Annotated in this window: 13 protein-coding genes; 5 read left to right on the top strand and 8 right to left on the bottom strand. The window is 61.2% G+C overall.

Going from position 1 to position 11,218, the window contains the following annotated elements; genetic code table 11:
• Positions 1-8: 8 nt before the first annotated feature.
• Entirely contained in the window at positions 9-1,166 is a 1,158-nt protein-coding gene (locus BMZ46_RS18975) for an efflux RND transporter periplasmic adaptor subunit (protein WP_074690493.1), read from the bottom strand.
• Between the two features lie 183 nt (positions 1,167-1,349).
• Between BMZ46_RS18975 and BMZ46_RS18970 the strand changes: the two genes are divergently transcribed.
• Positions 1,350-2,051, top strand: coding sequence for a response regulator (locus tag BMZ46_RS18970; protein ID WP_039768681.1), 702 nt, complete (start codon positions 1,350-1,352; stop codon positions 2,049-2,051).
• Between the two features lie 4 nt (positions 2,052-2,055).
• A complete protein-coding gene (locus BMZ46_RS18965) occupies positions 2,056-3,357 on the top strand; it encodes an ATP-binding protein (protein WP_074690494.1) in 1,302 nt (433 codons plus the stop codon).
• 142 nt (positions 3,358-3,499) lie between these two features.
• On the opposite strand, the gene pncA is transcribed toward BMZ46_RS18965, so the two are convergent.
• The 4 genes from pncA to BMZ46_RS18945 all read right to left on the bottom strand — a co-directional run bounded on the left by pncA (position 3,500) and on the right by BMZ46_RS18945 (position 6,013).
• The gene (gene pncA / locus BMZ46_RS18960; protein WP_039768677.1) at positions 3,500-4,126 is read right to left on the bottom strand and encodes a bifunctional nicotinamidase/pyrazinamidase; all 627 of its coding nucleotides are present in this window, start codon (positions 4,124-4,126) and stop codon (positions 3,500-3,502) included.
• A 50-nt stretch (positions 4,127-4,176) separates the two neighbouring features.
• Positions 4,177-4,935 carry an anti-sigma factor family protein gene (locus BMZ46_RS18955; RefSeq protein ID WP_074690495.1) on the bottom strand — a complete coding sequence of 253 codons (759 nt, stop codon included), beginning with the start codon at positions 4,933-4,935 and terminating at the stop codon, positions 4,177-4,179.
• Positions 4,932-5,417 carry an RNA polymerase sigma factor gene (locus BMZ46_RS18950; protein ID WP_134333545.1) on the bottom strand — a complete coding sequence of 162 codons (486 nt, stop codon included), beginning with the start codon at positions 5,415-5,417 and terminating at the stop codon, positions 4,932-4,934. Before BMZ46_RS18950 ends, BMZ46_RS18955 begins: the two co-directional genes overlap by 4 nt.
• Before the next feature lie 62 nt (positions 5,418-5,479).
• Complete coding sequence (locus BMZ46_RS18945; RefSeq protein ID WP_074690497.1) at positions 5,480-6,013, bottom strand: tetratricopeptide repeat protein; 534 nt, start codon at positions 6,011-6,013, stop codon at positions 5,480-5,482.
• A 158-nt stretch (positions 6,014-6,171) separates the two neighbouring features.
• Here BMZ46_RS18945 and BMZ46_RS18940 point away from each other — a divergent pair, with 158 nt between their 5' ends.
• From BMZ46_RS18940 to nudC, 3 genes are all read left to right on the top strand, one after another.
• Positions 6,172-6,945, top strand: a complete 774-nt coding sequence (locus BMZ46_RS18940; protein ID WP_039768672.1) for a class I SAM-dependent methyltransferase — start codon at positions 6,172-6,174, stop codon at positions 6,943-6,945.
• Positions 6,946-7,027: 82 nt separating this feature from the next.
• Entirely contained in the window at positions 7,028-7,840 is an 813-nt protein-coding gene (locus BMZ46_RS18935) for a crotonase/enoyl-CoA hydratase family protein (protein ID WP_074690498.1), read from the top strand.
• A 6-nt stretch (positions 7,841-7,846) separates the two neighbouring features.
• A complete protein-coding gene (gene nudC, locus BMZ46_RS18930; RefSeq protein WP_074690499.1) occupies positions 7,847-8,677 on the top strand; it encodes an NAD(+) diphosphatase in 831 nt (276 codons plus the stop codon).
• On the opposite strand, the gene BMZ46_RS18925 is transcribed toward nudC, so the two are convergent.
• The 3 genes from BMZ46_RS18925 to BMZ46_RS18910 form a co-directional block, all read right to left on the bottom strand.
• Positions 8,645-9,424, bottom strand: coding sequence for a TSUP family transporter (locus tag BMZ46_RS18925; protein WP_027611974.1), 780 nt, complete (start codon positions 9,422-9,424; stop codon positions 8,645-8,647). The genes nudC and BMZ46_RS18925 overlap by 33 nt on opposite strands.
• A 528-nt stretch (positions 9,425-9,952) precedes the next feature.
• Positions 9,953-10,432, bottom strand: coding sequence for a nuclear transport factor 2 family protein (locus BMZ46_RS18915; RefSeq protein ID WP_039768666.1), 480 nt, complete (start codon positions 10,430-10,432; stop codon positions 9,953-9,955).
• Positions 10,433-10,485: 53 nt separating this feature from the next.
• Complete coding sequence (locus BMZ46_RS18910) at positions 10,486-11,052, bottom strand: TetR/AcrR family transcriptional regulator (protein WP_074690500.1); 567 nt, start codon at positions 11,050-11,052, stop codon at positions 10,486-10,488.
• Positions 11,053-11,218 lie beyond the last annotated feature (166 nt).

The following is an 11,218-nucleotide window of genomic DNA, read 5'->3' as shown; positions in this document are numbered from 1 at the left end:
CGTCCTGCTTACTGACCAGAGGTCTGGGCAAGTGGAAGAGGGGTGTCGTCGATCTGCACCACTTCGCCCGGACGGGCGTGCTGCAGGCCTTCGATGACAATGCGGTCGCCGGCTTTCAGGCCACCGGTAACGATCCAGCGGTCGTTCTGCACCGCGCCCAGTTGCACCGGCTGTTGGGCGACGCGCACCTGATCGTCGACGGTCAGGACTTGCGCCACACCGGCGCTGTCTCGCTGCACGGCGCGTTGCGGCACGGTCAGGCCATGCTGGATCACGCCTTGTTCCAGGCGCACGCGAACGTAGCTGCCGGGCAGCAGATCGAGATCCGGGTTGGGAAACTCGCTGCGCAGGATGATCTGACCGGTGCCCGGATCGACGGTGATGTCGCTGAACAGCAACTTGCCGGGTAACGGATAGAGGCTGCCGTCGTCCTGGATCAGCGTGGCCTTGACCTGATCCTGGCCAACCTGCTGCAACTGGCCGGAACGGAAGGCCCGGCGCAGTTCATTCAATTCGCGGGTCGACTGGGTCAGGTCGGCGTGGATCGGGTTCAGTTGCTGGATCAGCGCCATGGGCGTGGTTTCGTTCTGGCCGACCAGCGCGCCTTCGGTCACCAGGGCTCGGCCGACACGCCCGGAAATCGGCGCGGTGACGGTGGCGTAGCCCAGATTCAGCTTCGCCCGCTCGACAGCAGCCTTGTTGGCGGCAACGTCGGCGGCCGTCTGCCGGGCATTGGCGCGGGCGTTGTCGTAGTCCTGAGCGCTGATGGCCTTGTCGTCGATCAACTGGGCGTAGCGCTGCTCCTGCAGTTTTGCCTGGAACGCGTTGGCCTCGGCCTTGCGCAGCGCGGCTTCGGCGCTGTCCAGGTCAGCCTTGAACGGCGCCGGATCGATGCGGAACAGCACGTCGCCCTTTTTCACGTCGCTGCCTTCGCGATAGGTGCGTTGCAGCACCACGCCGGCGACCCGGGCGCGGACTTCGGCAATGCGCGGCGCGGCAATCCGCCCGCTGAGTTCGCTGCTGATCGACAGGGGGCGCGCCTCAAGGGTTTCGATCCGCACGGTGGCCGGCGGCGCCTGTTCCTCGGCGTTCGAGGATTTATCACAGGCGCTCAGCATCAGCGCCAATGCGATCAGGCCGAGCCCGGCCAGCAGATTTTTCGACATGTACAACCCCCAATATTGATCTGCGCATCCTACGGACAGTCGCCGACGGTAGCGGTGAAGCTTTGTAGGTGCTGTGTGAAATTGTGTAAGGGTTTTGCTCAGGGACGGGTGAGGGCGTATATCCTTCAGGCCTTGAAATTTTTTGCGACATAGCAGTCGCCACCGCCTGTTCTGGACACCTCAATGCCCAACATTCTTCTGGTCGAAGACGACACCGCCCTCGCCGAACTGATTTCCAGCTATCTGGAGCGCAACGGTTACTCCGTCAGCGTGATCGGCCGTGGCGACCATGTGCGCGAACGGGCGCGGCTGAGTCCGCCGGACCTGGTAATCCTCGATCTGATGCTGCCGGGCCTCGACGGCTTGCAGGTCTGTCGCCTGCTGCGCGCCGACTCGGCAACGCTGCCGATCCTGATGCTCACCGCCCGCGACGACAGCCACGATCAGGTGCTGGGCCTGGAAATGGGTGCCGACGATTACGTCACCAAACCCTGTGAGCCGCGCGTCCTGCTGGCGCGGGTGCGCACCTTGCTGCGCCGCAGCAGCCTCGGCGAACCGATGACCGCCAACGACCGGATCCTGATGGGCAACCTGTGCATCGACCTGTCGGAACGCACGGTGACCTGGCGCGAGCAACCGGTGGAACTGTCCAGCGGCGAATACAACCTGCTGGTGGTGTTGGCCCGTCATGCCGGTGAAGTGCTGAGTCGCGACCAGATCCTGCAACGCCTGCGCGGCATCGAGTTCAACGGCACCGACCGTTCGGTGGACGTGGCGATTTCCAAGTTGCGGCGCAAGTTCGACGACCACGCCGGCGAGGCGCGCAAGATCAAGACCGTGTGGGGCAAGGGTTATCTGTTCAGCCGTTCCGAGTGGGAATGCTGATTCGATGTTCAGAATCCTGTTTCGCCTCTATCTGGTGACGATCGTCTCCTACAGTGCGGCGATTTATCTGGTGCCGGATCTGGTGGTGATGGCGTTCAAGCAGCGTTTCGTCACCTACAACCTCGACTACTCCCGTGGCCTGCAATCGCTGATCACCAAGCAGTTTCGCGCGGTGCCGCAGGACCAGTGGCCGGCACTCGCGGCGTCGATGGACAAGGATTTCCAGCCGCTGCACATCGTGCTCGCCCGTATTGATGACCCTGGCTTCACCGCCATCGAGCAAGAGCGGCTGCGGCGTGGTGAGAACATGGTGCGGGTGGGCGACTGGGGTTGGCGCACGCTGGCGGTCACGCCGCTGAACGACGAAATGGCGGTGCAGATGGTGGTGCCGCCGGATCCGATGGACGTGAACCTGTTGTACTGGAGCATCAACGTGCTGATCGGCGCGAGTCTGCTGGCGTGCCTGTTGCTCTGGTTTCGTCCGCACTGGCGCGATCTGGAACGCCTCAAAGGCACGGCCGAACGGTTCGGCAAGGGCCATTTGAGCGAGCGCACGCAAATCGGCCCGAGCTCCAACATCGGCAGTCTGGCCAGCGTGTTCGACACCATGGCCGGCGACATCGAAAACCTGCTCAACCAGCAGCGGGACCTGCTCAACGCCGTGTCCCACGAACTGCGCACGCCACTGACCCGCCTTGACTTCGGCCTGGCGCTGGCGCTGTCCGATGACTTGCCGCAGGCCAGCCGCGAACGCCTGCAAGGGCTGGTCGCGCACATCCGCGAACTCGATGAGCTGGTGCTGGAGTTGCTGTCCTACAGCCGTTTGCAGAATCCGGCGAAGTTGCCGGAGCAGGTCGAAGTGTCGCTGGACGAGTTCATCGACAGCATTCTGGGCAGCGTCGACGAAGAGCTGGAATCCCCGGAAATCGTCATCGATGTGCTGCTGCACAATCAGCTGGAGCGCTTCACCCTCGACCCACGCCTGACAGCCCGGGCGATTCAGAACCTGCTGCGCAACGCCATGCGCTATTGCGAAAAACGCATTCAGATTGGCGTGCAGGTCTGCCCGAAGGGCTGTGAGATCTGGGTGGATGATGACGGGATCGGCATTCCGGAAGACGAGCGGGAGCGAATTTTCGAGCCGTTCTATCGACTGGATCGCAGCCGGGACCGGGCTACGGGCGGGTTTGGCCTGGGGCTGGCGATCAGCCGGCGGGCGCTTGAAGCGCAGGGCGGGACGTTGACGGTGGAGGGTTCGCCGTTGGGTGGGGCGCGGTTCAGACTTTGGCTGCCGACCCCGACTTGATGATCGCTGAGGTCCCACTCAGAGCGCTGATCGTTCCCACGCTCTGCGTGGGAATGCCGCCCAGGACGCTCCGCGTCCTTTGTGACGCAGAGCGTCACCGTATGCATTCCCACGCGGAGCGTGGGAACGATCAGCACGTCGGTCAAAGCAGTTCAGTGGACTGGATCAATCCAACCCCGGCCACCTGCATCCGCTCGATCGCCGTCGCCAGCGAGCCATTCAAATCAATCGCCCGGCACGCATCCAGCACCACAAACGCATTGAACCCAGCCGCCCGCGCATCCAGCGCGGAGAACATCACACAGAAATCCAGCGCGAGACCGACCATATACACCGTGTCGATCCCGCGTTCCTTCAGATAACCGGCCAGACCCGTAGTCGTGACGCGATCCGCTTCCAGAAACGCCGAATAACTGTCGATGTCCGGGTTGCAACCCTTGCGGATGATCAATTGTGCGTGGGGCAGATCAAGTCCTGAATGAAACTCGGCACCGTGTGAACCCTGAATGCAGTGATCCGGCCAAAGAGTCTGCTCGCCATACGGCAGTTGAATCACATCATAGGGCTGACGGCCGGGATGGCTGGAGGCAAACGAAGTGTGGCCGGCCGGGTGCCAGTCCTGGGCAATGACCACTTGCTTGAAGTGTTCGGCGAGACGGTTGATCAGCGGGACGATCAGGTCGCCTTCAGGCACGGCCAGTTGGCCGCCGGGAATGAAGTCGTTCTGTACGTCGATGACCAGCAGGGCTGTGCGTGGCGAAATCGGCATAAATCCATCCTTCCTGGAAAATCACCCGAGCAGCATAGTGACAAAATTCTTTAAACGTTCAGCCTGGTCTTAAACATTTTCGCCATGTCTTCCAGCTCGGAAGCCGGATGATGGCCGATCAGCATCCAGGCGTGTTCGCGTTCGGTCCAGTACACCACGTTCATCCCGTGACGGCGTTCATGGGCCAGCGGCTGGCTGCCGCTGTTGGTGCGCGTGACGCACAGCGCCAGCGGGCCATGTTTGGCATCGAGCCAGGTCATCTGCGCAATCGGCACACCGTCATACTCAAGCAATTGCGCGCGTTTGAACTGCGCGCCGGGCAGTTTCAGTTTCGCCGGCGACAGGCTTACACCCAGCCGCGCATCGACGGTTCGCAACTGCGCCAGTTGCGAGGCTTCATCGGTGGGCAGATGTTCGAGGGTCTGCGGCACATACAGCGCCATGTAATCGCCCACCAGTTCGCGCCAGTTGTGCGATTGCTGCGCTTGCCAGGCCAGAAACAAACGGTCCGCCGCAACAGCCGCGAGCGCCACGCCCGCTGCCGTCGCGCCGATGAACCAGCGTCGGCTGAAACCGGGTTTCTGCGGTGACGGTGCCGCATCGAGCCGGGCCTGCAAACGGTCGATCGGGGCCTGTTGCGCCAGTTCGTCATAGGCGGCCTTGAACGGCAGATTGCTGCGGCTCAGCCATTGCACCCGCAGGCTCAGCAGCGGATCGTCGGCGATGAGGCTGTCGAGTTGGCTGCGTTGGTCACGGTCCAGTTCATCGTCCAGATACGCCACCAGTTGCTCGTCGGAAGGCGTATTCATTGCCGGTCTCCTGCGGGGCTGTTCGGTACCACGTGCAGCGGCGGGTATTCGGCCAGCTTCAGGCGCGCGGTGGCCAGGCGGCTCATGACTGTGCCGATCGGCACTTGCAGGATCTCGGCGACTTCGCGGTAGGACAGGCCCTCAACGTAGGCCAGATAAACCGTTTCACGTTGAGTTTCCGGCAACGCATCGACCCGGCGGATCACCTGCGCGGCCATGACGTGGGTCTGCGCGGCGTATTCACCATCGAACGTCAGCTGGCTGTCGGCGTCCGTCACGCCCTGGCCCTGGCGCACGCGGCGGGCGCGCACTTCGTTGAGCCAGATCGAATGCAGAATGCTCAGCAGCCAGCGATCCATGCGCGTGCCGGCCACGTACTGGCTCGAACGCTCGAGCGCCCGCACGCAGGTGGCTTGCACCAGATCCTCGGCCACGTGCCGATTGCGCGACAGCAGCAAGCCGTAGCGCCACAGGCGCGCCAGGTGTTGCCCGAGTTCGGCTCTGAAGGCCTGATCGCTGAAAATGTTCGCCTCCGCGTGTCGTGTCAGGTTTTCGATGAATCGTTGATGGCTTCGGCCAGGTCCCGGTATTCCTCGCAGGTGGTGCCGCAGATCTTCTGGATGTGCTGCAACTGTTCCTGCGCCAGATCGACACGGCCCTTGATGGCGTAAGCCTCGCCCAGGTATTCGCGGACCTGCGCGTACTGCGGATCAAGCTTCACCGATTGCAGGTAATAACCGATGCCTTCGTCGGTGCGCCCCAGTTGGCGCGTCGCGTAACCGCGATAGTTGAGAGCCTTGGCGGTGTTCGGTTGTTCCAGCGTATCGAGCAGGGCCAGGGCTTCTTCGTAACGGCCGGCCTTTGCCAGACGGTAGGCGTAATCGGTCCGGTCGGCGTCTGGTACGAGGCTGCTGGTCTGCATGACGCACTTCTGCGTTTTGGTGTCGAATACCTGGCCTTTGGGGCAGTTGGGTTTCTGCACCGGCGCCTCTTCCTCGCCGTTGGCGAAGGCGAGGGGGCTCGCGAAAACGGCGGCCACCAGCAACGGGGCGGCGAACATAACGGAACGGATAGTCATGGGCAAGGCTCCACAAGGGGTCATGTTTCACTTTGAACACCGCAGGGTGAACATTTATTCATCGCTTTGTCAGGCTTTGTTAAAGGAAAGCCCTTTTTCCGGCGCTATGCTGGTCAGCGTTCGTCGTCGATCTGCAGTTCTACCATGGGAGTTTGGCCATGAAAGATCAGGTTCACCACTCGGCCGCCAGCGGCTACAAAACCGCCGCCGACACCTACGTCAAAGGCCGGCCCGACTACCCGCCGGCCGTCAGTGAATGGCTGACGGGCACACTGGGCCTCGATGCCCACAAGACCGTTATCGACCTCGGCGCCGGCACCGGCAAGTTCACCGGACGGCTGGTGGCGACCGGCGCTCAGGTGATTGCCGTGGAACCGGTGGCGCAGATGCTGGAAAAACTGTCGCTGGCCTGGCCGCAGGTGCTGGCCGTCAGCGGCACTGCAACGGATTTGCCGCTGCCCGACGCCTCGGTGGATGCGGTGGTCTGCGCACAGGCCTTTCACTGGTTTGCCAGCACCGAGGCGCTGGATGAAATTGCTCGAGTCCTCAAACCGGGCGGCAAACTGGGCCTGATCTGGAACCTGCGCGACACCCGGATCGACTGGGTGCCCAAACTGGACGCCATCGTCAATGCGCTGGAAGGCGACACGCCGCGTTTCTACACCGGCGAATGGCGCAAGGCCTTTCCCCATCCGGCGTTCGGGCCGTTGCAGGCGCAGCATTTCCAGCACGGGCATACCGGCGCGCCGGAAGATGTGATCTTCAACCGGGTGCGCTCCACCAGTTTCATTGCCGCGCTGAGCGATCAGCAGCGCGCGAAGATCGACGAGCAGATTGCTCAACTGATTGCCGGCGAGCCGCAGCTGCGGGGCAGGGAGATAGTGACGGTGCCTTACGAGACCGCCGCCTTCGTCGCGGTGAAGAACGGCTAGAGTCCCGCATTTGGCCGAACCGCCGTGCTGATGCCTTGTTATAGTTCGGGCCTCATTTTCAGCCCGGTAAAGGATTTCTGCCATGACTCAATACACCGCCTTCAGCGTCGAACTGGCCGACAACATCGCCCATGTGCAGATCAATCGTCCGGAAAAGATCAACTCGATGAACGCCGCGTTCTGGAGTGAAATCGTCGAGGTGTTCCAGTGGATCGACGACACCGACGAAGTGCGGGTGGTGGTGCTCAGCGGCGCCGGCAAACACTTTTCCTCGGGCATCGACCTGATGATGCTGGCCGGCGTGGCCAATGAGCTGGGCAAGGATGTCGGTCGCAATGCACGTCTGCTGCGTAAAAAAATCCTGACCCTGCAAGCATCCTTCAATGCGGTCGACAATTGCCGCAAACCGGTACTCGCGGCGATCCAGGGTTATTGCCTGGGCGGCGCCATCGATCTGATCGCCGCCTGCGACATGCGCTACGCCGCCGAAGACGCGCAATTCTCGATCAAGGAAATCGACATTGGCATGGCGGCGGACGTCGGCACCCTGCAACGGTTGCCACGGATCATCGGTGACGGCATGCTGCGTGAACTGGCTTACACCGGTCGCACCTTTGGCGCTGAAGAGGCGCGCAGCATCGGCCTGGTCAATCGCGTCTACAGCGACAAGGACGGCCTGATCGAAGGTGTGATGGAGATTGCCCGGGACATCGCCGGCAAGTCGCCGATCGCCGTTACCGGCACCAAGGAAATGATCAGCTACATGCGCGACCATCGCATCGACGACGGTCTCGAGTACGTTGCCACCTGGAACGCCGCCATGCTGCAATCCAACGATTTGCGCGTGGCCATGGCCGCCCACATGAGCAAACAGAAACCCGAATTTCTGGATTGAGAAACCATGACATCTCGCTGGACCACTGCAGTACTGGACACCGATCAACCCGGCGGCTGGGCCGTGGCGCGCAGCCCCGAGGGTTTCCTGTTCGATGACAACGGCGCGCTGTTCCCCCGGGAATGGCTCAAGCGCCAGGACTTGTCGATCCTGGCCGAACACGGTATCGGCCATCTCGATGGCGAACCGGTGTATCTGCTGGAACTGCGCAGCACCAGCGAGGTGCCGGGTTGCAACTGGAAAGGCCTGCGGGCGTTCATGCTCGACGGCGATCACACGATCTACAAAGTGCTGGGCTACGCCGCACAGATCGGCACTTGGGCGCGCGAACACCGTTTCTGCGGCAACTGCGGTCAGGCCATGACCCAGGTGCCACGGGAGCGGGCGATGTATTGCCAGCCCTGCGACTTGCGCAGTTACCCGCGGATTTCGCCGAGCATGATCGTGCTGGTGACCCGTGGCGATGAGATCTTGCTGGCGCGTTCACCGCGTTTTGTCACCGGGGTCTACAGCACGCTGGCCGGGTTTGCCGAACCGGGGGAGTCGGCCGAGGATTGCCTGATCCGCGAAGTGCGCGAGGAAGTGCAGATCGAGGTGAAGAACATTCAGTACATGGGCAGCCAGTGCTGGCCGTTCCCGCACTCGATGATGCTCGGCTTCCATGCCGAATATGCCGGTGGCGAGATTGTCTGTCAGGAAGACGAGATCGAAGACGCCCAGTGGTTCAACGTGCACGCTCTGCCGCCGTTGCCGGCGTCCAAATCGATTGCCCGTTACCTGATCGACGTCTACGTGGCGCGGCGCTTAGGCCACGCTGAACCAGTGCTGCCAGGCTAGGCGCACGGTCAACCCCAGCACCACGGTGATGAACACCGGACGAATGAACTTGGCGCCGCCGCTGATCGCGGTGCGCGCCCCGAAGAATGCGCCGACCATCACCGACAGGCCCATGCTCAGGCCGATGATCCAGTCCACCTGCCCGGAAAACACGAACACCGACAGCGCGGCAATGTTGCTGACGAAGTTCATGCTGCGCGCCACGCCGCTGGCCTTGACCAGATCGATCGGGTACAGCAGCAGGCTGCTGACGGTCCAGAACGCGCCAGTGCCGGGACCGGCTACGCCGTCGTAGAAACCGAGGCTGAAGCCTTGGGTCGATTGCCACTTTTTCTTGATCGGTGCGTCGCTGTCCAGCGGCGCTTTCGGCGTGCCGCCAAACAACAGGTACAGGCCACAGGCGAAGACGATCACCGGCAGCATCTTGTTCAGCCATTCGGCGGGCAGGTAATGCGCGACGATGGCGCCGGTCAGCGCACCGACCAGCGTGCCGACGATGGCATGCATCCACTGCCGTGGGTGAAACAGCTTGCGTCGGTAGAAAGTGAAACTGGCGGTGGCCGAACCGAAGGTCGAACTCAACTTGTTGGTGCCCAGAACCAGGTGCGGCGGCAGGCCGGCGGTGAGCAACGCCGGCGTGGTCAACAGACCGCCACCGCCGGCGATGGCGTCGATGAATCCGGCAATGAAAGCGACAAGGGCCAGAACGGCCAGGGTGGTGAGGTCAACGCTGAGTTCGAAAGGCATGGAATCGGCTTATTCGGCAGGTTGCAGAGCTGGGCTGCGGGGAGGGCAGTCATGTTACTCATTTCCGCGTGTTGCGGCGACTTGTCTTGGCTCTGCCAGCAAGCCTTTACCAATCCAATGGTTATCAGATTGAGGAACATCATTCCCAATTCAACTAACTGCCTCTCAGATCTGACAGGTTATGCACTGCTTTCCTTATGAAACAATTCGTGCACCCGGTTACTCGAATTGGGCACGGACAAAATGAGGTTTCATATGGAAATTATCGTCGATTTAAACGGCACTTCGGAGACCGAACAAGATGCTAAAAACAAGGCCGAATCCTTGCTAAGAAGGCGGGCAAGATTGTTTCAATATCCAATGTGCAGTTGAATCCAGAGAGTCATTCGGCAACGGTGACCTATACGCTTGAGAATGATCCTAACTATGTCCCCTCAAGCGGTCCCCGTTACTAAAATCTCTGTGACTCAAATATGATCAGCGAAAAAACTGCAGGAGCTGCTAAGTGCAGCTCCTGCAGATACATGTTTACAGACCCAGTTCGGACAACCCCGGATGATCATCCGGGCGCCGGCCCAGCGGCCAGTGGAACTTGCGTTCGCTTTCCTTGATCGGCATGTCGTTGATGCAGGCGTAACGCTGGAACATCAGGCCGTTGTCGTCGAATTCCCAGTTCTCGTTGCCGTAGGAGCGAAACCAGTTGCCCGAGTCGTCGTGCCACTCGTAGGCGTAGCGCACGGCGATGCGGGTGTCGGAGTAAGCCCAGAGTTCCTTGATCAGGCGGTAATCCAGTTCCTTGGCCCATTTGCGGGTCAGGAAACCCTTGGCTTCTTCGCGGTTGTTGGCGAATTCGGCGCGGTTACGCCATTTGGTGTCCAGGGTGTAAGCCAGCGACACGCGTTCCGGGTCGCGGGAGTTCCAGCCATCCTCGGCCAGACGAACTTTTTCAATGGCCGATTCACGGTTGAACGGTGGCAATGGCGGACGAACTTCGGCTGCAGTAGACATGTTTGTCTCCCGATCTATTAACAGTTAAACAACTTGTCAGGCTTATTAAGGCGTTACAGGTCCAATAACTTTCGCGCCATGCATTGCGCATTATCGGCGGCACTGTGATCACCCATCACAAGCGCTACGGTAATGGCGCCGTCAATCAGGATCAGCAACTGTTTGGCCAGCAGTTGCGGGTCCTCGGCCCCATGTTCGGTACACAGCTCGCACAGGTAGTCGAGCAGTTTCTGTTTGTGGTCTTTGGCGACCTGGCGAACCGGATCCTCGGGATCGCCGGTCTCGCCACTGGTATTGATGAAGGCACAGCCCCGGAAGCCTTCCGAGGCGAACCAGCCCTTGAGCACGGTGAACAGGTTGAGCAGGCGGTCGGCCGGGGTCTCGGCCTGATCGACGGCGCTTCTGTACCAGTGCATCCAGCGCACGTCGCGGCGTTGCAGGGCGGCGACGGTCAGCTCCTCCTTGTTGGCGAAGTAGCGGTAGATACTCTTTCTGGAAACGCCGGCGGTTTTCACCAGAAGATCCATGCCGGTGGCCGCGATGCCACTTTTGTAGATCAACTTTTCGGTGACATCCAGAATGATGTCTCGGGTCGTGTCGTTGCGTGTGATTTCGTTCATGTGGCGAACAGTAGAACGATCGTTCTCCTTGGTCAAGCAGTTATTTTATGATCGCTCTCGCGTTCTACTTGATCGTTCCCACGCTCTGCGTGGGAATGCCTCAAGGGACGCTCTGCGTTCCAGCTCTGGAAGGGACGCGGAGCGTCCCGGGCTGCGTTCCCACGCA

Origin of the sequence: Pseudomonas sp. NFIX49, assembly GCF_900115915.1 — a bacterium.
GTDB lineage: Bacteria > Pseudomonadota > Gammaproteobacteria > Pseudomonadales > Pseudomonadaceae > Aquipseudomonas > Aquipseudomonas pharyngis.
Note: the sequence above shows the minus strand (reverse complement) of the source record. Positions and strands in the feature narration are given on the sequence as shown.

Bases quoted from the DNA above. Each gene is read 5' to 3' on its own strand.
- BMZ46_RS18975 (WP_074690493.1), bottom strand. From the start codon at position 1,166: ATGTCGAAAAATCTGCTGGCCGGGCTCGGCCTGATCGCATTGGCGCTG.
- BMZ46_RS18970 (WP_039768681.1), top strand. From the start codon at position 1,350: ATGCCCAACATTCTTCTGGTCGAAGACGACACCGCCCTCGCCGAACTG.
- BMZ46_RS18965 (WP_074690494.1), top strand. From the start codon at position 2,056: ATGTTCAGAATCCTGTTTCGCCTCTATCTGGTGACGATCGTCTCCTAC.
- pncA (WP_039768677.1), bottom strand. From the start codon at position 4,126: ATGCCGATTTCGCCACGCACAGCCCTGCTGGTCATCGACGTACAGAAC.
- BMZ46_RS18955 (WP_074690495.1), bottom strand. From the start codon at position 4,935: ATGAATACGCCTTCCGACGAGCAACTGGTGGCGTATCTGGACGATGAA.
- BMZ46_RS18945 (WP_074690497.1), bottom strand. From the start codon at position 6,013: ATGACTATCCGTTCCGTTATGTTCGCCGCCCCGTTGCTGGTGGCCGCC.
- BMZ46_RS18940 (WP_039768672.1), top strand. From the start codon at position 6,172: ATGAAAGATCAGGTTCACCACTCGGCCGCCAGCGGCTACAAAACCGCC.
- BMZ46_RS18935 (WP_074690498.1), top strand. From the start codon at position 7,028: ATGACTCAATACACCGCCTTCAGCGTCGAACTGGCCGACAACATCGCC.
- nudC (WP_074690499.1), top strand. From the start codon at position 7,847: ATGACATCTCGCTGGACCACTGCAGTACTGGACACCGATCAACCCGGC.
- BMZ46_RS18925 (WP_027611974.1), bottom strand. From the start codon at position 9,424: ATGCCTTTCGAACTCAGCGTTGACCTCACCACCCTGGCCGTTCTGGCC.
- BMZ46_RS18915 (WP_039768666.1), bottom strand. From the start codon at position 10,432: ATGTCTACTGCAGCCGAAGTTCGTCCGCCATTGCCACCGTTCAACCGT.
- BMZ46_RS18910 (WP_074690500.1), bottom strand. From the start codon at position 11,052: ATGAACGAAATCACACGCAACGACACGACCCGAGACATCATTCTGGAT.